This window comes from Chryseobacterium pyrolae (genome assembly GCF_025153485.1).
Taxonomy (GTDB): domain Bacteria; phylum Bacteroidota; class Bacteroidia; order Flavobacteriales; family Weeksellaceae; genus Chryseobacterium; species Chryseobacterium antibioticum.
The window spans coordinates 1-26,951 of the sequence record NZ_JANZQH010000006.1; the positions used below are offsets into that span (position 1 = coordinate 1).

The window sequence follows — 26,951 nt, forward strand, 5'->3', positions numbered from 1 at the left end:
AATATCAACACAATTATTGAAAAAATATAAATATTTTAACTTATAAAATTTGCTAATTAACATAGAATGTCAAGGTTTTAAACCTTGACAAGGATATTTTCTGAAGACTGTACCCTCAAACGTAGAAAGTTATTAAATAAAATATTGGAGTTTAAATTAAGAATACGCTTTCAAATCGAAGTTCAGAATATCTCCTACTCTTTTGAACTCGTCATCTATAGTGGCATTTACCGTAATTCTTTCGTTAGAAATAGGATGATTAAAAATCAATTGATGTGCGTGAAGCGTCATTTTTGTGATCTCAAATGTTTCCAGCCACAATCTATTCTGTTTATTGCAGCCGTGTTTACGACAACCTAAAATAGGATGCAGAATATGTTTAAAATGTTTTCTCAACTGATGAAATCTTCCCGTTTCAGGAACAGCTTCTACTAAACAATATCTTGAAGTCTGATGTTTTAAAAAAGGTAAATTTATTTCCGAAGTCTGCAAACGACGATAGTAAGTAACTGCATTCTGCTTGACCTCATTTTCATTAATCAAGTCATAATCGATGGTTTCTTCTTCCTTTGTCCAACCACGAAGAATGGCTATGTATTTCTTTTCGACTTCTCGTGATGCAAACTGATCACTCATGATTCTCAAGGTTTCTTTATCTAAAGTAAACAGCAAAACACCAGAAGTTTTTCGGTCTAGCCGATGTACAGGAAACACTTTTTGCCCAATCTGCTTCTTCAATTCCTGAATAGCATAAGTATCTGCTTCTCCTGCATAAAAAGATTTATGAACCAGTAATCCGCTGGGTTTGTTGATGGCAATAAGATGCTCGTCACGATAAAGAATTTCTAACATGGGGCAAAAGTAGAAATTTTCCGATGATTTAGCCCTGATTGAACGGCATGTTTGAGCTCATTTTATTGGATTATGCGCGGCGGCAGAGCCGCCGCGCATAATCCAATAAAATAGCGAGTAGAGAAAGCAGGTTCCCGGCTCCTGAAAATAGTACAAAGTTTTGCCGTTATCTGTTTTATTTTTCTATTTTCGCGGAAAAATTACTTTATGAAACTATTATTTTCGGCTTTTTTCATGGCTTTTTTCTTTATTTCAACCTCTGCTCAAGTTTCAGATTCTCTTAAACTCGGGAAGAATAACCGTGAATTTTTTATCAAAGGCGATCAGAAATTCAAATTCTCGGAATACAAAAAGGTATTCACCAATCCTGAAGCTTTAGGCTACATGAAAAAAGCGAATACCAACGGTACGGTGGCACAAATTTTTGGAGCTATAGGCGGAAGTTTTGTAGGTTTCGGACTGGGTAAAGAAATATTCCGAACGAAAACAACCTATCAAAATGGGGTTGCTTACAAGAAAAAAGATAAAGGCGGCTGGGGATTGGTAGGAATTGGTCTGGGAGCGATCGGAATCGGGATTCCTTTTGCCATAAGCTCAGGAAAGAATATGAAAAAGGCCATCAATACACAGAATCAGGCTGGAGGAACAGACGAAACGAAGACAACTTCTTACCAACTTGACCTCAGCGGAAACAGCATAGGTCTTACTTATAGTTTCTAAAATCCGGGGAATCTGTTCAATCAGCAAGAGTATTTAACGTAACATTTATAATTTAAACTTGAATTTTAAGGTGGCTAAAAGGAATCAACAAGTTGAACTTTGAGTAATCTTCCTTGGATGAACACCTATTTTTTCTGTTAATACACTCTTTTTTTATTGAATTTCATGAATTTGGAATCCAAATTCATATTTTTGCACATCAGACGTAAAAAAATTATGGCAAAGCAAGAAGATGTTTTCAAGAAAGTGATTTCTCACGCTAAAGAATATGGTTTTATTTTTCCTTCCAGTGAGATCTATGACGGTTTATCCGCTGTTTATGATTATGGACAGAACGGTGCCGAATTAAAAAACAATATCAAACAGTATTGGTGGAAAGCCATGGTACAGCTTAACGAAAATATTGTGGGTATTGACTCGGCGATCCTTATGCATCCTACCACATGGAAGGCATCAGGCCACGTAGACGCTTTCAACGATCCATTGATTGACAATAAAGATTCTAAAAAACGTTTCAGAGCAGATGTTTTAGTGGAAGATTACTGTTTGAAAATTGAAGATAAAGAAAATAAAGAAATTGAAAAGGCAGCGAAAAGATTCGGTGACTCTTTTGACAAAGCTCAGTTTGTAGCTACGAACCCGAAAATTCTGGAATACCGAGCAAAAAGAGAGGCTATCCTTTCAAGACTTGCAAAATCTCTGGAAAATGAAGATCTTGCTGATGTAAAAGCATTAATCGAAGAATTAGAAATTGCTGATCCTGATACAGGTTCTAAAAACTGGACGGAGGTAAGACAATTCAACCTGATGTTCGGAACTAAGCTTGGAGCTTCTGCAGACAGTGCGATGGATCTTTATTTAAGACCAGAAACGGCTCAGGGTATCTTTGTTAACTTCCTGAATGTTCAGAAAACATCACGTCACAGACTTCCTTTCGGTATTGCACAAATAGGTAAGGCATTCAGAAACGAAATCGTTGCAAGACAGTTTATCTTCAGAATGCGTGAATTTGAGCAAATGGAAATGCAGTTTTTTGTAGCTCCGGGAACTGAACTTGAATTCTACGAGCAGTGGAAAACAAAACGTCTGAACTGGCACCTTGCTTTAGGTTTAGGGAATGACAACTACAGATTCCATGATCATGAAAAATTGGCTCACTATGCGAATGCAGCGGCTGATATTGAATTTAACTTCCCATTTGGTTTCAAAGAACTGGAAGGAATTCACTCGAGAACGGATTTCGATTTAAAAGCTCATGAAGAATTCTCAGGAAGAAAACTTCAGTTCTTCGATCCGGAAAGAAACGAAAACTACGTACCTTATGTAGTGGAAACGTCTGTAGGCTTAGACAGATTATTCCTTTCCATATTCTCTCACTGTCTGAAAGACGAAGTACTGGAAGACGGTTCAGAAAGAACAGTTTTATCTTTACCGCCGGCATTGGCACCTATCAAAGCGGCCATTCTTCCATTGATGAAAAAAGACGGTCTTGCTGAATACGCAGAAAAGATCTTCAATGATCTGAAATATGATTTCAACTTATTCTACGAAGAAAAAGATGCCATCGGAAAACGTTACAGAAGACAGGATGCCATCGGTACACCTTACTGTATCACGATCGACCACGATTCTCTAACCGATCATACAGTAACGATAAGAGACAGAGATACGATGCAGCAGGAAAGAGTTCCTGTTTCTGAATTAAGAAGAATCATCGACGAGAAAACGAACTTCAGAAATTTACTTTCTAAACTATAGATTAAAGCCCCAGTCATTTGGGGCTTTTTTATTACTTATCTACAACACAAACAGCTGTGAACTGTGGGATCTGTTAAATCTGTGGGAGATTTTTAATCGCGTGTAGATTTTTTTCTAAAATACATTAACAATCATCATTTCTGTTACAATCTTATGGTCTTGATGACGTATAAGGCCTTCCCTCCGTTAAAAATTCAAATAAAAAAGCATCTAATTATTGAATTCGATGGCTTGTCTTTCTTGATTTCTATGAAATTTTAATAAAGAAAACGAAACTTTCCATACGTATTCCTTAATTTATTATTTTTGGCAAAATAATAATCATGAAAAAAATATATTTTGTACTCTTTGGACTATTTCAAACCTTATCCTATTCCCAGACCCAGGACCTTACAACACTCGCCGCCGGCGACCATGTGGGAATGAATGCCCTGTTTGATGATAAAGATAATCTTTACGGCTATGTCTCTCTTTATTCTTACGGAAAGGCAGGCGACAAGACCAAAAAATTCGAATATGTAATTCTGGATAAAAACCTTAACCCTGTTGCCAATAAAGAGTTTGAAGGAGATATTACTGCCGGTTCTTACCGTGGTTATGTTGACTTTAAAGGGCAGATCATCTTAAGACCTTCCATGATGGATTATTCTCTAGTCAAAACAAGAGAGATCTTTACCCCTGTTTCTATGGTGATCGATCCGAAAACCAATACCATCAAAAGAAAGGTTTACTATGATTATCTTGAGGATGGTACTTTCAAAGAGATCAATGAGCCTAAAAACTGGAAAGCTCAACGTAAGGAAAACCGCGAAGAGAAGAAGGAGAAGGGCTACAACTATGTTTCTGCTGTAGGAGAAGTAAAGGAAGGTGGCTATTTTGCCGTAGAATATAAAGACTATGGAAAGTATGTGAACAACAACAGCATCATTAAATTTGATGATAATAAAAAGGAACTTTGGAGATATAAATACAATACTGATGGTTCCAAAAAAGTTTTCTCCACCCTCTCTGTTCTGGAAAGGGATGAGAAATACATGTATTGTATCATGAAAAAGGCGGATGACGACAAAAAGTCTTTCAGCCTGGTTGTAATCGACATGAAAACCGGAAAAGAAGCCGCCAACAAACCTATCACAGGCCTTTCTGATACTACTATCGACCTCATCGACAGCTTTTCTTTAGGCTACGACAGCAGCCTCGATAATGATAAAACATTTGACGACAAGATCGTTTTGTTGGGAAGAAATTTCGCTAAGTATGATTTTATCGGTTACGCCAGAATGATGGTGAACAAATCTGATTTTACGGTAGATACCAAAGAGATCAATTTTAAGCCGGATTTTGCATCCTATCTTCCAAAGATCAATGCCAACGGCATGGTAGAAAGTGGTTATATGCTTCAAACCAAAGATATGTTCTTTATGAATGACGGAAGTGTGGGAATTCTTTCTGAAAAGTACAAACCGGCCGGTCAGTACAATGCCCCTAAAACCACTGACCTTGTGTATGTGTATACGGATAAAGATTTCAAAATCAAAAATGTTAAGGTTTTTGAGAAAGAAAAAACGAAATGGGTGAACAGTGATTATCTTTTCTCCCAATACCTCAACGGAGGAAAAGATGTTGTTTTCTTCTACCGCGACTATCAGAAAGATGAAGTAACAAAACAGAAAAAATGGAACCTTTTCATCAATACGGTTATCGATGGAAAATTCAAGCAGGAAATCATTCCCATCTCTGAAAAAGACAATTATGCTGTTACACCATACGTTGGAAAAGAAGGGTATATTCTTCTCCGCGAGTACAACGAAAAAGAAAAATTCAATAAGATCCGTTTAGAAAAACTGAACTATTAGAAAGAGAAGAATCCTGATGTATTATCAGGATTCTTTTATTGGGTAGCTGCTTTGATAAAAGTCTGCTATATTTTTAATATCGTCCAGACTCAGATTCCACATGAAATTCAGGAACTGCTGGTAACTTTCACTCTGATTTTTAGGCTCTATTCTATCAAGATAACGGTTCAGATTGTAGTTTTTACGGGCTTCATATATTTTCAAAAAACATTTTCCTAGCCAGCCTTTGTAGTATTTTTCCTCTTCCCCATCCTGCAGAAACTGCATCGATGCATAAATGCCCAGTCCGTAATCTTCGGAGTGAAAATAATTGGGAAGAATCTCCATTCTGGCCATTTTCTTTAAGCCTGTAAACGTTTCAGAGGGTTTTTCAAATTCCACCGAAGTTTTAAGTTCCGGGAATATTTTTTTCAGTCTTTCAATTCTTCTGGACATCTCAGGATGTGAGGCAAGGGAATCTTTATCCAGCTTTTCTTTGTAAAAATTATAATTGTACAGTGAGAAATCTTCTTTTTTCATCCACTTTTCATTGAAGGCCTGTTTGGGAAGATCAAAAAGTTTTTTATAAGTTTCCATCTTCAGTTCTCGGGGTGAGATCGTATCAAAATCCTGTAGCCGCTGAAGTGCGTTCACATATTCATTTTTATTGAAATCACTGTTCTTAAAGATTACATAACCTAGTGAATCGGCCTTCATTTCCTGCTGTCTTCTTTCAACTCCTTTTTTATAAGCGCGGTTTTTAAGAATGTCGAATGCTTTCTTATTTTGAGTCTGGCTACGGCTCGCAGTCGTTTCCTTCAGATTCTGAACGGCAATTTTATCCAGCTGATTCTGTTCGATAATACTTAAAAATGTTTTCAGTGAATGTTCATCGATTTTATGTCCCAATTCGTGAGTGATAACTGCGGCAATCTGATCTTCACTGTTAAACCAGTTGTATAATCCCATATTGATCACGAAAGTACCGTCAGCAAGACAGTATGCATTGGGCGTATTATCTCTTGCCACCAAAATTTTCAGGTCCTGTGGGACTTTAGGATTGTTTTTTCTAAGGCGCTGGATGAGTGTTTTTATTTCGGTTTCAAATTCAGATTTAAAAATAAAATCTTTGTTTTTTACCTGTTTTTCAAAATCAGTTCCGAATTCCTTATAAATTTTAGACAGTTCTGAACCTGTCTTCCCGGAATACTGCGATCTTAATTTTTTTATAAAACCTTCGTTATTTCCGGCAAAACTTTTTAAAAATTCTTTTCTCTGCAAATAGTCTGCGGTGTCTATCATTTTATAGGTCTGGGCGGTTCCCATCACTGAAAAAATGAAAAACACGAATACAATGAGTTTTCTGGTCATATTTTTCATCAATAATCACAAAAATAGTTTATTTACTGTTGCTTTCTCCTTTTCTTATCAAAATTACTTTAAATTTGTTTGAGACTGATACTCATGATCATATGAAGGCATTAAAATACGTAATAGGCGGAGCAGCCGTAGGGGTAGCCGCTGTTTATCTTTTGGGATACGACTATTTATTCAGTGGGATTTCCAAAACCTATCTCAAAGGAAAGTCAAGCGCTTATATCGACGATGGGAAGCTCTTTCCCGGAAACCTCATCGCTACCGAGGAACCTGAACTGTGGGCGGAAGATTCCGACTACAACAAAAAGGAACTGCCTGAAAATGTGATTGAAGATTTAAAACATTCCAAAACAGCAGCTTTTGTCGTTATAAAAAACAGGAAAATTCTTCATGAGCAGTATTGGGATGGCTATAATCAGCTTTCACAAACCAATTCTTTTTCTATGGCTAAAGCTGTAACGGTAATGCTTTTGGGGAAAGCTTTGGAAGAAGGTATCATTAACAATATTGATGAAAAGCTCTCTGACTTTTACCCTGAATTTAAAGAAAAACAATTCGGAAATGAGGTGACGCTCAAAAATTTAGCCCAAATGGAAGGCGGACTGGACTGGGATGAAGATTACAATAATCCTTTTCTTCCCAATGCAAAAGCCTATTACGGCAGGAATCTCATTAAAACCGTGTTTTCAAGAAGATTTAAAGAAGAACCCGGCACCCGGTATGAATACCAGAGCGGATCTACACAGCTTCTTGGATTTGCTTTAAAAAAGGCTTTGAACCAAACATTAGCAAGCTATTTATCCGAAAAATTCTGGATTCCAATGGGCATGGAACAGAACGCCTCATGGAGCACCGACCATCACGGAATGGAGAAAACGTATTGCTGCATCCACTCCAATGCGAGAGATTATGCGAAACTGGGACAACTATTTTTAGATAATGGAAAAGTTGGAGAACAGCAAATTCTCAATCTTGATTTTATTGAACAGATGAGAACACCTACTGAAAAATCTAAAGAGATTTACGGAATGGGCCTTTGGATCAATCATGACAATCCCATTAAACATTATTATTTCCTCGGATTACAGGGACAGTACATCATTATGGTTCCTGAACATCAAATGGTGATTGTAAGAACAGGAAGCTACAGCAATAATCCTAAAAACGACAGAGGAAGACCGGATCAGGTAAAATTCCTTGTTAACGAAACGGTTCAATTATTCCGGTAAAACGTATGGAAAAACACAGCCCGAAAATAGACACCTATATTGAGAAATCGCAGGATTTTGCCAAGCCTGTTTTACAGTATATCCGTGAAATTGTCCACGAATTCTGCCCCGATGCCGAGGAAACCATGAAGTGGAGTTTTCCACACTTTATGTACGAAGGGAAAATTCTCTGTGCAATGGCTTCATTCAAACAGCACTGTACCTTCGGCTTCTGGTTGGAAAAGGAAATGAAGACGATGCAGGAAATCACCAGTGGCATTGAAAAAAACGCTATGTTCAGCTTAGGAAAGATTACAAAAATTGAAGATCTTCCTCCAAAAATTCAACTAAAAAAAGCGATTAAAGAAGCGATGGAACTTACCGATATGGGAGTTACCATGAAAAAAGCGCCGCCAGCTAAGACAGAAACTGAGATTCCGGATTACTTTCAAAATGCTTTGAATGAAAATAAAAAAGCTTTGGAAATTTTTGGAAAAGGATTGCCGTCTTTCAGGAAAGAGTATATCAACTGGATCACTGAAGCTAAAACCGAAGCGACCAGAAATAAAAGAATGGAACAATCTTTGGAATGGATAGCCGAAGGAAAATCCAGAAACTGGAAGTACGAAAAAAAATAAACACAATACACACAAATGGAGAAAAAAATCATATGCTTTCTCTTCCTTATCTTCTCAGGTCTTATATTCTCTCAAAACTATGATTTTGAGGGTCAATACAAATATGCGCGTTCACTGGCTTCAAAAAATCCGGACAATTCGGAAATTGTCCTGAACAGCATTATAGATTCTGCTCAGAGGAAGAATCAGCCCAATTATCTGGCAAAAGCCTATTATCTGAAATCATTCAACAGCTATTTGAAATCAGATGCCAAAAGCACCCTCGATTTTGCAGAAAAGGCGCTGAAGATTTCTACGGATAACCATTATGCACCGGGAAAGGCACTCGCTTACAGAATGCAGGGGACCCAATATGCAAAACTGGGACTTTTAAAGGAAGCTTCAGAAAGCCTGAACAAAGGTTTATCTGAAATAAAAAATGAAAATACCGATGAGGGACATGAGTTGAAAGGAATGATTTACAATTCGTTTTTAATTCTTTTCAATCAGAATGAATATAAAAAAAAGGAATCCTATTCTAAAAATGCGGTCCGGGAATTTCAACAGATCAAAAATGTTTTGAGACGGAATGAGTTATTGGTTTCTGCCTACACCAATCTGGGCTATAATTTGTCTGAAGTAAAGAAATTTGATGAAGCCAAGTCTTTTTTTGTGAAAGCACTTGCACTAGTTGGGAATGATAATCATTATCTGAGATCCAATATTCTTCATGATATAGGCTTCTCGTACTCGCAGCAGAATAAACCGGACAGTGCGGTTTTATATTATCAGAAATCTTTAAAAATTGCGGATCAATATGGTTTTAATGAAAAAAAAATAGAAATTACCAAAAGCCTTGAGGAAGCTTATAAAAAATTGGGAGACCCTGCGAATGTCCGGAAATACAAACTGGAAAACCTTGAATTAAAGGATAGTATCGCCTATAATCAGAAAATGGCCGTTAATAAAACCCTTAATCAAAAAGAGGAAAATTTTGACCAGCAACTCATCAAGAGCCATAGTCTTTCAAAAGGACTGATTGCCACTTGTATCATTCTGCTTCTTGTTTTGGGAGTAGTTGTATATAACACCATCAGCCTAAGGAAAAAACATAAAAAAGCGGTAGCCCAGATTTACCAGCAAGGGATCACTCCGGTTGCTTATGAAGAAGATCCGCAGGAAACTGAAACTGAGAGTCCATCCGGAAATAACATTCCTGCAGATATCAAAATTTCCCCTGAAGCAGAGGAACATATTTTGACAGGATTACAAGCTTTTGAAGAACATCTTGAGTTTAATAATAAAAATATTTCACGGTACAATTTATCCAACACACTGAATGTGAATACCAAGTACCTGTCTGCTGTGATTAGGAAGCATAAAAATTTCAATTTCAACCAATACATCAATCATCTGAGAATCAACTATATCGTTGACCAACTGAAAAAAGAGCCCCAATACCGTAAATACAAAATCAATCACCTTGCAGAAATCACAGGATACTCTTCCCACAGTGCTTTCTCCCTTGAATTTAAAAAAATTACAGGAATGCATCCTTCTGCTTTCATTAAAGCACTTGAGGAAATTTCTTAATTAATTTAAGTTCAGGTTAATAAAATTTAAATTAAGGGCCTGAAAGCTGGAAGAGAGAAGTTATTATTGGATTTATTGTAAAGTTTGATGGTGTTGTATTAAAAAAATCAATAAAATGATTTGTAGTTGTCTTTAGCGTCTCAATAACTTCTCTCTTCCAGCCTCAAGCTTCCTTACCTATTAAAAAAACTGAAATATCTTATCCCAAACTCAGCTTACTTTATTGTTCTGCTATCGTCAGGTTATTATATCCTCCGATATTGTTTAGTGAAAACCCTGCTGTATTTAAACCATTCAGATTGAACCAGATATAAGGCATTAAACGCTGCCCGGTCGTCATATAAAAAGAAGCTGTACAGTTACTTCCGGCATCAATATTTCCGTTGCTGTTTGAAGACATGGTATTCACACATTTTACGGTGTTGACAATATTAGTCGCAAGAACGCCGGTTGTGTTGTCATACAGCTGCCAGATCGCTTCTATCTGAATCGGATTTAATGGATCTACCGTATAATTGATGGCAAGAGGAGCCAGATCTGTCGTGAAAGAGGCCACATACACTCCATTTCGAGGGGCTGTAAAAATTCCGGTCGAAGCATTAAAGGTATTTCCCGAATTGCTTTCAAAAGCTTTTGTCCAACCTACCAGATAATTACTCGCCCTGTTCTGTAATCCTGTAGTGACCAATGCAGAAGGATTCAACAGTTTTACGGTGTTGTCTGTTTTGGCAGCGATGACGATGACTTTATTGACGGTTGGCTGGGCGGTAAGAAGAGGAAGCCACTCATTTCCATTAGAATATTCCATCCCGGTATTGTAACGGACTGCACCTTCATCGGCTGTTGAAGCTGTCAGGGAAGAAGTTCCAAAACCTATGGCTCCGTTTCCGGAATTTCTGGCATCTACTTTTACAGTAGGATTAATAGTTCCTACTCCTATTCTTCCGGTGCTGGTTATCAGAACGTCATTCATCTGCTGAGCCGGAGTAAATGAAGATCCTGATGTGGGATTATCTTTTTGCCCGTCCGTGTGAAGAATTCCTCTTGGATTCGGGGTATTGATTCCGACCTGCGAAAATGCAACATTGAAACTTAAGGCTAAAATAATTAATACAAATTTTTTTCTCATCATTGCTGTTTTTATAATCCGAAAATACTTAAAGAAGTCAGTGTGGCATCCGCATCCAGTGTTTTTGATGTCCCTAAAGCCTGGTTCAGGTTTACGGTAATATTATCACCCTGAGTCAGGTTAAAAATTCCGGAACAGTTTCCGGCAACACGGTTGGAAAGTCCGTTTGTTCCCGGGTAACTTCCTACACACTTGAAAACCTTATTGGTTGCTGAGGATACGGAATTAGTTTGGATCAGGGTTTCGTAACGAGAATCGTTGGCAATAGTGCCTGAAACCAGAGAAAATGTAAAAGAAACGATATAAACACCGGTTTTTGATGCTACAAAAATTCCCGTTGCCGCATTAAAGCTTTCATTAACGTCTGTTTTTTTCGTCCAGTTTGTCACGATAGCCTGTGTTCCGCTGGTGAAACTCTGTGCTGAAGGGTTCTCAGCATCCACAAAATCGTTGGGCGCCTTGTGTGCCAGCGCCGTCCATACAGTCCCGTTGGAGTAGCTCAGGTCCTGAGTTCCTGAGTTATACCTCAACGCTCCGGCTTTTGCTGCAGAGGCTGTCTGTGCTGTTCCTCCGATACCTATGGCATTCTGATGCTCATCAGACCTCATATCCAGCCTTGTTTTGGGTGATTTTGTTCCGACTCCCATATTTCCTGAAGAAGTCACAACTACATCATCATAATAGCTGGCTGGAACTACTGGAGATGTGTTTTTCTGTCCATCTACATGGAGAATTGCTTGAGGAGCGGACATATTGATTCCGACCTGTGCTTTAATCAACAGACCTGCGCCGATCATTAAAGCAATTGCTAATCTTTTTTTCATATCAAGTGTGTTATTGTTCTACAATGGAAAGATTCACAAAACCGTACTCATTACTTGCAGGTGTTGTATCGGTACGGAGGCTTAAGCTTCCGTTGTATACCGACTGGTAAATATGGGGCTGAAAAGTATCTCCTTTATTGAGCTGAACTCCTGCAACGCATGAACCCGCAACCTGTGCCTGTTTTGAGGTATTCGAAAAAGATTTTACGCATTTCTTAACGATGTTGTTTCCATTCACCACGTATCTGGCTTCAGAAAAATATCCTGAAACAATAGGAATTCTAACAAAATCGTAGGTAAAGGAAACTAAGTAAACACCGGTTCTGGGGGCTGTAAAGATTCCTGTTCCGGGAGTAAAGTTGGCGGTAGGATCAGAAATTTCCGTCCATCCAGCGATTCCGGTAGAGACCTGATAAGGGATTTTAACGGCAAAATTAGCAGCCTGGATATTAGCGACTACAACCGCTTTTGTTGGGGAAGAAATCAGATCCTGCCATACAACGCCATCTGAATACTGCATTTTCCCTCCATTCAGCGGATTATACCTCATCGCTCCTGAACCCGCTACAGCTGCCGTCTGAGTAGTCTCACCTACTCCAATAGAGTTGTCTGTGTTATTAGCAGAGCGTACGTCTATTTTTACCGCGGGGGTAAGCGTTCCCACTCCTATTTCTCCGTTAGCGGTGAACACTGCATCATTGGCTGCCTGAGCCGCAGTTGGAATTCCGGAGGCGGGATTATCCTTAGCACCATCGGCATGCAGTACGGCTTGAGGATTTGAAGTATTAATGCCAACTTGTGCGTTTGCGAAATTCATCAAAAAGCATCCTCCAGCCACTACACCTTTCATCAATGTGTTTATTTTTTTCATTTCATTTGTGTTTTTTAGAACGTAAAATTCTCCCACAAAGATAGACTGAAGTGAATCACCTGTACAATACACAAAAAAGCAAAATAACCTTAAGATGCTGAAAATGTTTACATTACATTAATTTAAACCATATCAAAATTCGGAATTTTAATAAATACTGACCACAAACTTCAAAAAACAATGCATTTTTTTAACCAAAAAATACATTTATCAGAAATATTTAAATAGTAATGAAATCTAAATAGGCTTCAGCTTATGTCATATTTCTAAGAAAGCTTCCTATTCAGAAGAGAACTTTTCGTAACTGAACTTTTTCCTGCTCATTTTCTACATTCAACTTTACCTTCCACTATTTTTTTGTTTCAGTATTTAACAGTCATTTCCCATACCGGTTTATCATAACTCCTGAAGGAATCTATGCCCGCGGTTTTAGATACTGTTCTTGAAAAGGTAAAAAAATGAGCAAGTTGACTGTCACAGTTAAAGAAATATTCATTGTTATATAGTACTCCTATTCCGTCAAAGCTCTTTTAAGAAGTAAAAAACAAAAAAAAGACTATAAATAAAATACCCCTGGAATTTCATTATTTTTTCTGACCAAAAGGTATAACAGCCAACATTCTTTCAATTGATTATTGGCAGGCCCTGAATTCAAATTAAGTTAGATCATTTTCAGACGTTCTTCCTCCAGATCGATCTGGTATAACTGCTGGCGAATGACTTCTTCATTAATCGTAATATCTTTATTGAGCTCTGAAAGGTATTGTCTCTGGCTTTCTAGCATTTCAACAAAAATAATTTTGTTTTTTTCATTCATCCAACCGTCATCATTGGCTTTGGTTTTTTCCTCCCAATGTTTTAACATCTTTTCTATTCCGACATGGCCCTGAAGTTCGTTTTCATGTTTTGCCTTAAGGAAATGATAGACATGCTGCTTCAGTTCGTGTTTTATTTTCAGCCTTGTTGCCTCCTCTTCTTCTTCATTCATAAAATCCTGGAATGCACGTCCTTTATTGATAATATAGGGCAGCGTAAGTCCCTGAACCAGCAATGTAAGGAGAATAACAACAAAAGTGATAAACAGGATCAGGTTCCTGTTAGGGAAAGGCTCACCGTTTTCAAGGGTTATCGGAATAGCCAATGCCGCGGCAAGAGATACTACTCCTCTCATGCCGGTCCATCCCAAAAAAAGAGGCATAAGCATTTGCCTTCTTCTGGAAGACGCCCTGGGTGCAACGCTTGGACGAAAGACATAAGTAGCCAGCATTGCAGCATATGAACTTATGATTCTGGCCAAAATAAGGATAACAGTTACCAGTATCCCATATTGAACAGCTGTGCCAAAAGGAATTCCTTCGGAACGAAGACCGCCTACAATTTCAGGAAGTTCGAGACCTATCAGTAAAAAAACGATACCATTCAGGATAAATACAAAACTTTCCCACACACTGTGTCCTTTTATTCTGCTCGCACTATTCAAAAATATTAAGCGTCTGGTCGACATAAACAGGCCTCCACATACTACGGCAAGCACTCCGGAGCTGTGAAACTGTTCTGCAACCCAGTACATGATATAGGGTTCTATTAGGGTCAAAGCAATATCCGAAGATGCATCTGTTGGTAAACGTTTGTGGGCCTGTACAAAGATCCATGCGAGCAGCAGACCTATTCCGGCTCCGCCAATAACCATCCATAAAAAGCTAAGAGAGGCTTCCTGCCATACGAATTGTCCGGTACCCACGGCTATGAGTGCGAAGCGGAAAATAATAAGGGAAGAGGCGTCATTGAGCAAACTTTCTCCTTCGAGAACTGCAGAAGTAGTTTTGGGGATTTTTACAAATTTCATGATCGCTCCGGTACTTACAGCGTCAGGTGGTGAGACAATTCCTCCCAACAAAAATCCTAAAGCGATCGTAAACCCTGGAATAAAATAGTTAGCAGCCACAGCTACAGACAACGCAGTAAAAAATACAACCAAAAAGGCGAAACTCCCAATAATACGCCACCATCTCCTCATCTCCTTAAATGAAATCGCCCAGGAGGCTTCAAATAGCAGTGGCGGCAAAAATATAAAGAAAATAAGATCCGGATCTACCTTTACAACAGGAAGTCCGGGTACAAAACTTACAAGCAGGCCGAATACAACCAATAGAATCGGGTAAGCGATTTTCAGTTTAGTCGCCCACATATTCAGCAATACGATGGCGGCTATCATAGCCAGGAAAAAAGGTAAAATAGTATGCATTGGAATATTGTGTTTTTTGATCAGTACTCATTCAATTTTCCAACCATAATGAGCAAGTTTTTTACAAATATACAGTCAATTGTCTTTTGTTGTATTCAATTTTCTGATCCTATATGAACTTAAACTGAAATAATCATTGAAACCTGTAAGTCAATACATTTCATATTTTCCAATCGATATATTATGTTAAATTTTATGTCCTTTTTTATCTCTCATTAAGCATTTTCATAAAGAGTATGAACAGTAATACCTTTACAAAAAAGGTCTTTTTTATTTAAAAATTTAATTAAACACGTCAAGTTTCGTCGCTATTAACCTATACTTTTGTTCTATAACAATACATCATGGATAAAATAACGACACAAAGAATAGACAAACTTCACCCTTCTGTAAGAGATGAAGTAAGGCAGATCATCAAAGAATGTGATGAATCCCTTACCGGAAGAGCAAAGGTCAGAATTACCCAGGGATTGAGATCTTTTGAGGAACAGGAAAAGCTGTATGCCATCGGAAGAATCACTTCAGGGAAAAAAGTAACTAATGCGAAGGCTGGACAAAGTATTCACAATTACGGTCTTGCTGTTGATATCTGCCTGATGATCGATGGAAAGATCGCAAGTTGGGACACGGTAAAAGATTGGGATAACGATAAGGTAGCCGACTGGTATGAGTGTGTGAAAATTTTCGCAAGACACGGCTGGGACTGGGGCGGAAACTGGAAGACTTTCAAGGACCTCCCCCACTTTGAAAAAAAGAATATGCAGACTAAAAAAGGTCTGGTGAAAACGAGTTGGCGAACGCTATCCAAGATGCCAAGGGATAAGGAAAATTATATTCTGTTTTAATTCCCTTTTATTTGAAAATAATTATAATACGACAAGTTCTGTCGCTTCCCAGTCCTACCTTTGTTTTATCAGAAAATGTTAGTAAACTGAGATCTCAAATACTAAAACCAGCATCCGCTTTCAAGGGCAGAACGTTGGTTTTAGTTGTCTCAGGACTCTAGTTTTATCTTTTAAAAACCAACAAACATCACATGAAAAAGACAACCATTCTTTCTTTGGACGGGGGCGGAATAAGGGGCATTATTACCTGTATTATTCTCCGCTACATAGAGGAACAGCTTCAGCATCATGATAATCCGGGGGCCAAACTCGGTGATTATTTTGATCTGGTAGCCGGAAGCAGCACAGGAGGACTGATCGCTTCTATTATTCTATGTCCCGATGAACACCGAAAAGCTAAATATTCTATCCAGAAAGGATTGGAATTATATGCTGAAAAGGGCGGCGACATCTTCCAGGTTTCTTTCTGGGAAAAACTGGTCAATCCGTTTGGCTTATTGAATGAAAAAATCCCTCAGGAATCACTTGAAAAAAATTTGAATGACTTTTTTGGACATCTGGAACTTAAAGAATTTATAAAACCCTGTTTAATCACCAGCTATGATATTGAAAACAGGCGAGCCAAGCTTTTTAATTCCTGGGAAGCTAATCTGAGTACAGACAATTTTTATGTAAAAGACATTTGCAGAGCAACATCAGCGGCGCCTACTTATTTCAGTCCTGTACAGATCAAATCTATGTACGGACAGATCTTCAGCCTGATCGACGGCGGTATGTTTGCCAATAATCCTGCTCTTTGTGCCTATGCGGAAGCAAGAAAAATTCCTTTTGCTGAAGTATTGAAGAATCATCAGAAGGCCAATCATCCTGGTGTGAATGATATGATCATTGTTTCTATCGGAACGGGTATCGAGGCAAGGCCTTATTCTTTTAAAAAGCTTCAAAAGTCGGGAAAAATAGGCTGGGTAAACCCTATTATTGATATATTGATGTCTGCCAACGCAGAAACCGTAGATTATCAGCTTTGTCAAATGTTTCAGACTTTGGGCCAGCGAAATCAGAAAAATTATTACCGCCTGAATCCATCGTTAAAAAATGCATCCCCGGGTATGGACAATGTCAGAAGATCAAATATTGAAAATCTAATCCAGGCAGGATTGAGCTATATTGATGATAACAGGGAAACACTGAATCAGATTGTACAGAAACTGATCAGAAATAAAATATAAGCTTTTTACCTTATAATCACTCAATATAAGCTTAAAAGATAATATTTAAAATTTATCAAAAGTTTTTAAAACACGTCAAGTTTTGTCGTCTTCCCTCACTACTTTTGAAGTATAAACAAAGACACAAAAAACAATCCTTAAAATTTAAAAAAGCCTTTGAATTCAACATTTATCAATGCTGGACAGCCAGAAATATGTTTAGAACATAACCTCAACTTTAAAACACAAAACATGGAAACACCAGATCACAACCCAGATATACTTTTTGATGAAGATCTCTATACTATTGAATGGAGTGACATCGAACATGCAGAGATGGACTATGAGAATTACCTCAACGACATTGAAAATTTTTTCCGGGAAGATTTCGAAGATGGTATTCCTGAAGAAAATATATACTAAATACATTATAACACGACGAGTTCTGACGCTGTCCGGAATTACCTTTGAAATACCAAATCAAGAGACCAGACATCATCCTATAATCATTCAAAAACACCTTTGAATCCATCATTCACAAAATGCCGGACAGCCAGAACTATGTCTAAAAAGATATAAAAATAACAGTATATGAAGATGTAATGGTAAAGCGGAAATAGAGTCTGCAACCGCAAAAAAATGAGACTAAAAACATGAAGGGAATCTATTAAAAAGACTCTTCAAACATAACCTATTAATTAATCAACAAAATCACACAATTTTATTATGAAAACAAAAGAAGAATTAAGACTCTTATTCGAAAACGGAGACAAGCCTACACAGGAAGATTTCTGGGCTTTGCTGGATTCTTACTGGCATAAAGATGAGAAAATGACTCTAGAATCTATTGAAAGTATTGAAAAAGTAGTGCCGTTTTTTACCGAAGTCGGATTACTTGGCTCAGCAGCAGTAGTTACTATTCCTGCCTATACAAAAAAAATCCTTCCATCAGCCTTTGTTTATACAGGTATGTCATACCAAATCATAAAAGTAGTTTTCAATGAAGGGCTTGAAGAAATAGGAGAATCTGCATTTCTAGGACAAAATATTAAAAGCATCAAAACTCCCTCAACATTAAAAACCATTAAGGATCAAGCCTTTACTAGCCAAGGAAATATTATTAATGGTCCAGATTCATTAGAAGAAATTATTCTCAATGATGGCTTAACTAGTATTGGAGCTGCTGCATTTTACTGCCCCAGAGCAACCGTTATTTCAGACTTATACATTCCTAGCACAGTAACATCTGTCGGGCAAAATGCATTTGCCATTCCTTCGCTAAAAACAGTTTCAGCTCCCTCCGGTCTGGATCTGAGTAATGCCGGAATTCCTGCAACAGCCATAATCACCTATAGATAAAATATTATGAAAACAAAACAAGAACTAAGGCTCAAATTCGAGAACGGAGACCAGCCTACACAGGAACATTTCTGGGAGTGGCAAGACTCTTACTGGCATAAAGATGAGAAAATTGATATGACTAAAATCACCGGTCTGGAAAATGGTTTTCCCCGGTGGAATGATTTTCATGCGGAAATAGATGAAAACGGAAACGCCACATTAGCGCCTCTCCGAGTTATGAATATATTTATAAAGCAAGGTACTCTGCACATTCCTGCACGATTTGCGTCAGGAAGCGGAATATCAAATTTATTCCTTGCGGACAGTGTTCTTACCATCGGGGAAGAAGCGTTCAGCAATAATCAACTACAATCTCTGAATATTCCAGGAAGTGTTACCATCATCAATGACCGAGCTTTTTCATCTAATCTACTGGAAACAGTAACGATTCCAGCTAATGTAAAAGAAATTAAAGATTATGCTTTTGCCTACAACAAGCTTAGCTCAATATACATTGTGGCTGGCGTTTCAAAGATCGGAGCCAATGCCTTCAATTACAATCCTGATGTAAATACTGTAATACTTGATAGTAATACACAATACTACTCCAATTCATTTGACCCTAATACCAAGGTCATTGGAGGAACTCTTATCAACGAATCTTAAATAATTCACAATATGAAAACAAAACAAGACCTAAAAAAATACTTCGAAAACGGAGATATCCCAAAACAGGAAGAATTCTGGGAGTGGCAGGAATCATACTGGCATAAAGATGAAAAAATTCCAGCAGAAAAATTAGAATACGACTTTTCCAAGAAAGCAGATCTTATAAGCGGCAAAGTTCCCGCATCCCAACTGCCGAGCTATGTAGATGATGTACTGGAATTTGCATCAATATCTAATCTACTGCAGCTTGGTGAATCAGGAAAAATTTATATTACTACAGATACCAATAAACTATATAGATGGACCGGCACCCGATACATTGATATTACTCAGGGAGACGTGGGAAGTCTTCAGGCCGTAACCGACAGAGGAAATGAAACAACCAAAAATATCAAAGTACAAGGAATAAATTATGGTGGTTCTTCTCAATTGGACAATATTATCATAGGTGAAGAGGCGGATGACTTAAGTAGTCAGGCAACTTATACGATCTCAATTGGTAATAAATCAAAAACTCTAGGTAATGACAATATAACCATTGGACATCAATCTGGTAATACTGATCAGAGCTCTCAGGGAAATACCATTATTGGAAATTTCAGTCTAGGAGAAGGTCTTTATTCTAATGAAAATACAATTGTAGGATATTCCAGCTTTAGCAATGGGAAAAATTCGCAGGGTAATACTATTATGGGAGCTTACTCAGGGAACTCCGGAGGAGGTGATAACACTATGAATATTATTTTGGGTTATAAAGGAGGAACAGGTCTTGGAGCCAAATCCGGAAACAATATTATCATTGGAAATAATTCTCATTTTGAAACATCCACACTTGAAAATAAGCTGTACATCCATAATGAGTCACCAGGCATTAGAACAACATTATCAGGAGCCTTGATTTCTGGGGATTTTGCAGATAGATTTGTAAACATCAATGGAGTATTTTCAATAACTCCAGGTCAAATGCAGTCAGCAGACAGCAGCTATACTAAAAATGTTGTTGCCAAACCGGACGGAACTTTCGGGTGGGAAGATAAAACTGACGGAATACCACTTTCAGGTACCGTTGACAACAGACCCTTGACAGGTTCCATTCAATATAAAGGTAGTGACACTACAGGTTATAATTCCTTCGGCTTCTATAGCAAACTTTCTAATAATGAGAAATCAGGATTTGATATACAGGATGATGGCACTCTAACTCCACTTATATATTGGATTGGAGGTGATAATGTAGTATCCACATTAAGTGTTTATCATAATGATGTCAGTATAGGTTCTACTAATCCCACTTTCTCAGGTTTACGAGGGGCAAGTTATTATGGTGATTATTACGTGGATGGAAGTTACATCCAAAAGAAATACGCAGACAAACAGCATTCCTATACCACTAAAGAAGAAAAAACAGGTGGATTATGGATCAACAATAAACCGGTTTATAAAAAAACCTTATTCTTCGATCAAATTCCAAGAAACGGAGAAATCTGGATTGATAAACTTATCGAAGATATGGAAGTAATTGTATCCAATCAGATGTTTACAGAATGGTATGCCCTGGATGCTGCGTTCGCAGGAAACCAGTGGAGATCAAAGGCTTTTATCACTTTAGAAAAAACACATGTCCAGTTTGAAATCATAGGAGCCCCAGATAATGATTATTCTGCTATCGATTCATTTACATTGACCCTTGAATATACCAAAAAAGGTGACAATCCGGTATTCTAATCTCTTCATCATTGAACAAAAACCAAACAACAATTAAAAACAAAATATTAAAAATGGCAACCAACAACACACAAAATAATACTTCGCAAACTCTTTTTAGATTTGTCAGCTTAAGAAATCCTCAACTAACAGAAACTAAAAAACAGAACCTCGGGTTTATTCACAGACCTTCCGGACTGACAGGCTCATTTGATGTAGCAGTCGATCCTAGTGACACAGCACTCGTTAAATTCCAGGCTTTGGTACGTGCTGTAAAGTCTTTCGATCCGGTAGGGTACAAAACCGAACTTCAAATTGAAGAAGGTTCTTTTGCAGAAGCCTTAAAGATCGGGAGAAAGATCGCAAAAAAAGAAACGCTCTCCACCGCTGATGAAAATACTGCGAAAAGCCTTTACAATAGTAATATTCTTCAAGGCAAGCTGGGACAGGTTTGGGATAACTTGATTTACCAAACTGTTACCCAAGATAATTTCTACGTTAAAGAAGCACTTGTTCACATTCTAAAGGCACTTCATTTCGGATATGTTGCTGATCTGCCAGCTACACCGGAATTAATAAAGATCAATGGAGCAGACTTAAAAGCTAAAGCTCTTGAAGCCAGAGTAGTCTTACCCATGAAATTATTTGGCGATGGATATGAAGGAGAAAGCCAAACCACAACTACATCTCCCACTGGCAATGCATTTCAGGTAAATGTGTCCCAAATTGGAAGTGGAGTTATTAACGGAACAACTCTACCATCAGCAGTTAAACAACAGCTTAAAGTGGACGGGCAAAAAATCTCGGAGTTATCTCTTCTCAGCTTTGAAAGAGACCAGTTGGTACAACTAAGATCTGAACTTGAAAAAATGCAGAAACTCTTCTATACGCTTAGAACAAAAGCATATGATGCTGCCAACAAACAATATCTGAACACCAACCAGGCCGGTATTGATGCCTACAATGCAATGCTGGAAAAAATCAATGCTCAGATTGACAAAGGAGGAGTAAGCCAGGAAGAGATCGATGCATTATATGCCGCGTTGGAAAGACTGAATGTTCCTGAATTCAAATTCGAATACAAAAATGAACTGAATTTCGAAGATCTTCAAGCAAGACTTTCAAAAGATCTGTTTGAAATATTCATTAAATATTTTGCACTTGTAAACAATGGCAGCCCGGTAGAAAAGGAACCAGATTTTACAAAGATTGAATTTGTATCTGATAAAGAAATCCTTATTGATAAAGTGCCTGTGACAATTACTGAAGAATACGATACATTTATTGAAGTATTTGAAGTCATTGACGAGCTTACATCGGCTAAAACACAGGAATTATTTACAAAGTCTCCTATTCAGCAACAGGAATATGCAAAAATAGGAAGTGTTTTAGTACCCGTAGCCAATAAAACTACCTACGTAGAAATTGCAGGAACTTATTATTTAAAAGTAATTTCTAAAAAGGTTTTATTTACAACAAGTAATGCCATTGTTTTCTACTATAATACCGACAGTGATTCTTTAGCACTTTCTTCTGCTATTATGGAAATCACAGGTAGTGAGCAACAGAATGTAAGCATTCCGGCTACGGATATTGTTGACGGAAAAGTAGTTTTCCCTCCTACTCTAAATTTCATGAAAAGTGTAACAAGGATAAAAATCAATTTATACTTCAAAAATGGAGAACATACTGTAGTTGAGCATGCTATCACTCCTAATCAGGAATACACAGGAAGATTCTCATTCAGAACCATGGTAGACGATGGTGATGGCGGAGAAACCCCTGGCGGCGGCGAGAACCCTGGTGAAGGAGGCGGAAATCCCAATCCTCAACCTGGAACTTTTATCCCTAAACACTTTGGCGTAAAAAGACTGGGTATTGCAGATTATCTAAAAGTAGTACAGTCAACGCACGCTTATATTCCTGGAGAAGTTACCCATATCGAAAACATAATGGCCAAGGAGTTCAAACAGAAATCTACCAGAAGGCTCCGAAGAAGCGAAATTCAGACGACAACATCAAAGTCTACAGAAAGAGAAACATTAAGCGACACGACTACAACGACCAGAAATGATATGCAGTCTGAAGTAGCCAACGTTATCCAGCAGGACATCAATACTGAAGCACACTTCAGGTATGGTGGAATGCAAAAAACCTTTGAGATCGGAGGAAGCTTTGCAGCCCATAATTCCAAAGAAACCAGCACCAGACAGGCTATGGAAAAATCTCAGGAAATTACAGCAAAAGCCTCAGAAAGAATTCTTACAAAAGTAGCTGAAGAAAGAATTGAAAAAATCATTGAAGAGTTCGAAGAAAACAATGCTCATGGTTTCGATAACAGAAACGGAAACAAACATGTAGTAGGTGTATACCGATGGGTAGATAAAAAGATGAAAAATCAGATCTACAACTATGGTAAACGTACTATGTTCGAATTTATGATCCCTGAACCGGCAAGACTTCATAACCTAGCAACTCCTTCTGTAAAAGCAGATACACTGAAAGCTCCGGTTGACCCAAGAAAAGCAGACGGCGAATGGAAAATGCCTGATTTTAAATCAGCAACGAAAGAGCAGCTTCAGCATTGGGCTGAAATTTATGGGATTACTTTATCTGTGATGCCTCAGTCTAATATCACGGAAGACCAGTATCATGATGATACTTCAGGAGCTTCCGACTGGGAAATGAGAAATGTGGCAATGTCAGTTCCTCAAAATTATAAATGTACCCATTACAACGTTCATTACTCTTACAAAGAAAAACGTAAAAAAGGGAAGATCAAAATTAACAATACTGGTGAATTGACTGACCATGAAGGAGACAAAAGTTTTGCGGCCAATGCCACAGGATCATTTACACTTACTTTCTACATTTATTTCATAGATATTGCTTCTTTTAAAGTTACAAAATACTGTACGCTTTCTGATGAATTCATTGAATCATGGAAAAAAGAAAACTTTGATGCAGTTATCAAAGCATATGAAGAAGCTTATGCTGATTTTCTTGTCAAGCAGAAAGAACTCGATGATAAAGCAAAAGAAGAATCTGATGCAGCCAGCGAGAAAAAAGATGGTCTTGCTAATTTCTACCGCGATATGGAATCGGTAATTCTAAAGCACAATTGTATTGCCTATCTCTTACAGGATTATATTGCTCCTTTAGGAAAAGCATTTACTGTTGGAGATAAAATGAGCAACTTTGAGGTCATTCTTGGTGAAAAGCTTGAAGAATACACCGCATTAGCCAAATTTATGGAACAGGCCTTCGAATGGAATATTATGGATTATACCTTCTATCCGTACTATTGGGGTGACAGAAAAAGATGGCAGGAAATGTATCTTTCACAAAACACAGATCCATTATTCAGAAGTTTCCTGCAGGCAGGTATGGCCAGAGTCATCGTTACGGTAAAACCAGGATTTGAAGATGCTGTACAGTTCTTTATGTCTACAGGAAGAATCTGGAACGGAGGTGAAGTACCGGTAATCGGAGATCCTATGTATCTGAGTATTGTAGATGAATTGCGTGAGCCAATGGGTATGAAACAAGGAAAACCATGGATCACTACTCTTCCAACATCATTAAACATTTTACAGGAAGGTTCTGCAGGGTTACATACTCTTAATGCACTGCCATTTACCAAAGAAGATCCTGAAGAGTTTGAAGTTCCTTCAGATGTTGTGACTGAGGACACAGATTTTGTAAAGAACGACAATCTCCTTGGAGTTCAAGAATCAGGAACATCTTCTGAAAAAGTAATTTCCGGAGACTGGAAATAAAGTTTATTAATCCAAATTAATAAAAAAAAACAATATGTCCAATATAGGAAAAATTACCTCAGCAAATACGTTCCCTCCTGAAGGAGAAAGAGAAACAAATGTCATTAATTTTTCAGTTTCGGACAAAAACGATTAGTAAAACTGGGCAGAGTTTAAACATTCTGCCCTTTTTAATCTTCAAAATTATTAAAAATGAAAAATACAGAATATAAGGGTGTTTTTGATATCAGTGGCGAGGCCTTATCAGTGGACAATAAATTTGTTTTCCCAACATTTCCGTCCTTAAAAAACCCTTTTACAATTGGTGAAAATATCAGAGGAATGAATAATGTAAGCCCGTTGGCAACAGTAAAACTTTTCAACCAGACTGCCGAAGATATTCACAAGAAATATTATCCAGATGGGAACATTTCTGGCCATGGGAACACGAATGTCATTGAAGAAGTTAACCTTACTGTTAAAGACAAATATAAGTTTAACACTTACAATTATTATTTTGATAACAATAGAAATTCTAATTATGGAGATCAGGGAGATTTGTTGGCTTTTAAATTATTATTATTTGTTTCGAATGACGGAAATAAGGTTAGAGAATGTTATGAAATTGTACAACCTAAAGATGATGAAGTCATTCTATTCCTGGAAAGTGATTCAGGAGAATTAAGTAATGATGTTTTATTTGGAAAAATGTCTTCAAAAGTCCGAAAACAATTTACTGATGATCAAGGCAATCTCAAAAGCAATCTCTTTGATAATGAAATTATGAAGGCTGTATTAAAAAATACAGATAGTGTAAATCAGGAAATTGTAGAAGAATTAATGAAGAATGGCTACATCAAAGAAAGTAAAATAAAAAGTGGATTCTTTAGCCTTTTAAAATATGTTATGCTGGGAGTTTCTGCCCCTGCTAAAGCATTAGGCTGGGTATTAAAGAAACTTGGAGAGGGCATCGACTTTTTAAAAATTTCAGATAACTTCTGGGATACAGAGATTGAAGGTTATTTTTTCAAAAAGGATAAGTTAGTTGAAGCGTTTACTATCCCAACAGAAAAATTAAAATATTTACGCAATCTTTTCACAGATAAGAAAGGATTTGATCTTACAGATCTTACTCCAAAATTTTTAGATGATCTGATTCTCGATCAACTAAATATGGTTGAAAAATTTATAAACAAATATAACAGCTATGTAAAACAACAGATAGAAAAATTCTTCGAACCATCTGATTCATTAGCTGGATTTGTAAAAGAGAATCTGACCGAAAACATTGCTTTACTTTGTGGAATATGGAATGGCTTGGTAGATTTTGTTGCTTCTACTCTTAAATTCTTTGGAGGTCTATTAGAAGCTCCTTTCGACATTAGCAAAGATTTTCAACATACATTAGAAATGATTGACAATTTCTGGGATATGCTGGATATGACATTACTAGAAAATCTCTGGGAAGCTATAAAAGAAGGCGCAAAAAAAATCAAAGAATATCTCACCGGCAAAGACGGTGATGATTTGAATTGGGTTAGAATTAATTATGCTGCCGGTTTCACAATTTCATTTATAGGTACTTTTTTTATCCCGATAGCAGATATAGCAAAAGTATCTGAAATTGGAAAAATGGGTGAGATTCTTGCAAAAATTAATTCTGAAATTGGAAAAACAATCTCTCAAACTACTAAATTTGTAAAAATACAAACTGCTGAAGCTTATCAAAAAGTGAGCAAAGCCTTAGAAGATTTAGTATTCTTGTTAAAAGAAGGAGGAAAAAAATTACAGGATTTTGTTAATAATCTTTGGAAAAAAATAGCAGATTGGTTTTTAAGTAATAAAAAGCTACTTCTTTATGAAGGAACAGGCAATGAGATCAGAAGTATCTTAGTAAAAGTGGTGGATATAGCCTCCGATATAGCTCCTGTTGAAATTCTTGAATACGAAAAGAAAATCTTTGAACTCGCAGATGAATATGCAGGAATTAAAAAAGCCACAGGAGAAATGATTGAAGGCATTACTAGTGGGAGACGTAAAGAAGTAGATTTGACTCCTCATTCTGAACATTTACGAGGGTCAATAGTTACACATAACCATCCACTTGGCAGTAGTTTAAGTACTGGAGATATTAGAGCATTCTTATTTAATCAAATAAAAGAACTTAGAGCTATAGCAGCAACTGACAAAAGTGTATTTGTGTTAAAATATATAGGAGAACCATTAACAACTACAGAGATTAGACTTCTTATAAAGGAAATAGTAAAAGCCAAAAATGAGAAAAAAATGTTTTCGGCAACTCTTTTTGATAATTCTTTAGAAGTTGCAGATCTTTATATAGAGCAACTTATGAAATTAAAAAACAGGGTAGAATATATTCATTATAAAAAATTATAA

At 37.3% G+C, this 26,951-nt stretch carries 20 protein-coding genes; 14 read left to right on the forward strand and 6 right to left on the reverse strand.

Annotated features, from left to right (window positions below):
• Window positions 1-156 precede the first annotated feature (156 nt).
• Window positions 157-852 (reverse strand): pseudouridine synthase, encoded by a 696-nt coding sequence (locus NZD88_RS13080; protein WP_259829744.1) that lies wholly within the window; start codon window positions 850-852, stop codon window positions 157-159.
• Between the two features lie 207 nt (window positions 853-1,059).
• Here NZD88_RS13080 and NZD88_RS13085 point away from each other — a divergent pair, with 207 nt between their 5' ends.
• The 3 genes from NZD88_RS13085 (at window position 1,060) to NZD88_RS13095 (ending at window position 5,186) form a co-directional block, all read left to right on the forward strand.
• Entirely contained in the window at window positions 1,060-1,572 is a 513-nt protein-coding gene (locus tag NZD88_RS13085; RefSeq protein ID WP_259829745.1) for a hypothetical protein, read from the forward strand.
• 216 nt (window positions 1,573-1,788) lie between these two features.
• On the forward strand, window positions 1,789-3,330 hold the full coding sequence (locus tag NZD88_RS13090) for a glycine--tRNA ligase (RefSeq protein ID WP_169235867.1): 1,542 nt from the start codon (window positions 1,789-1,791) through the stop codon (window positions 3,328-3,330).
• A gap of 323 nt (window positions 3,331-3,653) precedes the next feature.
• Window positions 3,654-5,186, forward strand: coding sequence for a hypothetical protein (locus NZD88_RS13095; RefSeq protein WP_259829746.1), 1,533 nt, complete (start codon window positions 3,654-3,656; stop codon window positions 5,184-5,186).
• 24 nt (window positions 5,187-5,210) lie between these two features.
• Here the strand turns inward: NZD88_RS13095 and NZD88_RS13100 are convergent, their stop codons facing one another.
• Window positions 5,211-6,536, reverse strand: coding sequence for a M48 family metalloprotease (locus NZD88_RS13100; protein ID WP_259829747.1), 1,326 nt, complete (start codon window positions 6,534-6,536; stop codon window positions 5,211-5,213).
• Window positions 6,537-6,637: 101 nt separating this feature from the next.
• Between NZD88_RS13100 and NZD88_RS13105 the strand changes: the two genes are divergently transcribed.
• The 3 genes from NZD88_RS13105 to NZD88_RS13115 are packed head-to-tail and all read left to right on the forward strand — an operon-like array spanning window position 6,638 to window position 9,960.
• Window positions 6,638-7,771, forward strand: coding sequence for a serine hydrolase domain-containing protein (locus tag NZD88_RS13105; RefSeq protein WP_259829748.1), 1,134 nt, complete (start codon window positions 6,638-6,640; stop codon window positions 7,769-7,771).
• Window positions 7,772-7,776: 5 nt separating this feature from the next.
• Window positions 7,777-8,388, forward strand: a complete 612-nt coding sequence (locus NZD88_RS13110; protein ID WP_259829749.1) for a YdeI/OmpD-associated family protein — start codon at window positions 7,777-7,779, stop codon at window positions 8,386-8,388.
• A 15-nt stretch (window positions 8,389-8,403) separates the two neighbouring features.
• Window positions 8,404-9,960 (forward strand): tetratricopeptide repeat protein, encoded by a 1,557-nt coding sequence (locus NZD88_RS13115; protein WP_259829750.1) that lies wholly within the window; start codon window positions 8,404-8,406, stop codon window positions 9,958-9,960.
• Between the two features lie 220 nt (window positions 9,961-10,180).
• Here NZD88_RS13115 and NZD88_RS13120 read toward each other — a convergent pair whose 3' ends face one another.
• The 4 genes from NZD88_RS13120 to NZD88_RS13135 form a co-directional block, all read right to left on the reverse strand.
• Window positions 10,181-11,089, reverse strand: a complete 909-nt coding sequence (locus NZD88_RS13120) for a hypothetical protein (protein WP_259829751.1) — start codon at window positions 11,087-11,089, stop codon at window positions 10,181-10,183.
• 11 nt (window positions 11,090-11,100) lie between these two features.
• Window positions 11,101-11,913 carry a hypothetical protein gene (locus NZD88_RS13125; protein ID WP_259829752.1) on the reverse strand — a complete coding sequence of 271 codons (813 nt, stop codon included), beginning with the start codon at window positions 11,911-11,913 and terminating at the stop codon, window positions 11,101-11,103.
• 10 nt (window positions 11,914-11,923) lie between these two features.
• The gene (locus NZD88_RS13130; protein WP_259829753.1) at window positions 11,924-12,784 is read right to left on the reverse strand and encodes a complement C1q domain-containing protein; all 861 of its coding nucleotides are present in this window, start codon (window positions 12,782-12,784) and stop codon (window positions 11,924-11,926) included.
• A gap of 661 nt (window positions 12,785-13,445) precedes the next feature.
• Window positions 13,446-15,029, reverse strand: a complete 1,584-nt coding sequence (locus NZD88_RS13135) for a Na+/H+ antiporter (protein WP_259829755.1) — start codon at window positions 15,027-15,029, stop codon at window positions 13,446-13,448.
• A gap of 344 nt (window positions 15,030-15,373) precedes the next feature.
• Between NZD88_RS13135 and NZD88_RS13140 the strand changes: the two genes are divergently transcribed.
• The 8 genes from NZD88_RS13140 (at window position 15,374) to NZD88_RS13175 (ending at window position 26,951) form a co-directional block, all read left to right on the forward strand.
• Entirely contained in the window at window positions 15,374-15,874 is a 501-nt protein-coding gene (locus tag NZD88_RS13140) for a M15 family metallopeptidase (RefSeq protein ID WP_259829756.1), read from the forward strand.
• Between the two features lie 191 nt (window positions 15,875-16,065).
• Window positions 16,066-17,103 (forward strand): patatin-like phospholipase family protein, encoded by a 1,038-nt coding sequence (locus NZD88_RS13145; RefSeq protein ID WP_259829757.1) that lies wholly within the window; start codon window positions 16,066-16,068, stop codon window positions 17,101-17,103.
• Window positions 17,104-17,334: 231 nt separating this feature from the next.
• Window positions 17,335-17,505: a hypothetical protein gene (locus NZD88_RS13150; RefSeq protein ID WP_259829758.1), complete on the forward strand. Its 171-nt coding sequence runs from the start codon at window positions 17,335-17,337 to the stop codon at window positions 17,503-17,505.
• Between the two features lie 303 nt (window positions 17,506-17,808).
• Window positions 17,809-18,441 carry a leucine-rich repeat domain-containing protein gene (locus NZD88_RS13155; RefSeq protein WP_259829759.1) on the forward strand — a complete coding sequence of 211 codons (633 nt, stop codon included), beginning with the start codon at window positions 17,809-17,811 and terminating at the stop codon, window positions 18,439-18,441.
• A 6-nt stretch (window positions 18,442-18,447) separates the two neighbouring features.
• Window positions 18,448-19,089, forward strand: a complete 642-nt coding sequence (locus tag NZD88_RS13160; protein ID WP_259829760.1) for a leucine-rich repeat domain-containing protein — start codon at window positions 18,448-18,450, stop codon at window positions 19,087-19,089.
• A gap of 12 nt (window positions 19,090-19,101) precedes the next feature.
• Window positions 19,102-20,817, forward strand: coding sequence for a hypothetical protein (locus tag NZD88_RS13165; RefSeq protein ID WP_259829761.1), 1,716 nt, complete (start codon window positions 19,102-19,104; stop codon window positions 20,815-20,817).
• Between the two features lie 53 nt (window positions 20,818-20,870).
• Entirely contained in the window at window positions 20,871-24,575 is a 3,705-nt protein-coding gene (locus NZD88_RS13170; RefSeq protein WP_259829763.1) for a hypothetical protein, read from the forward strand.
• Between the two features lie 192 nt (window positions 24,576-24,767).
• Complete coding sequence (locus NZD88_RS13175) at window positions 24,768-26,951, forward strand: hypothetical protein (protein WP_259829765.1); 2,184 nt, start codon at window positions 24,768-24,770, stop codon at window positions 26,949-26,951.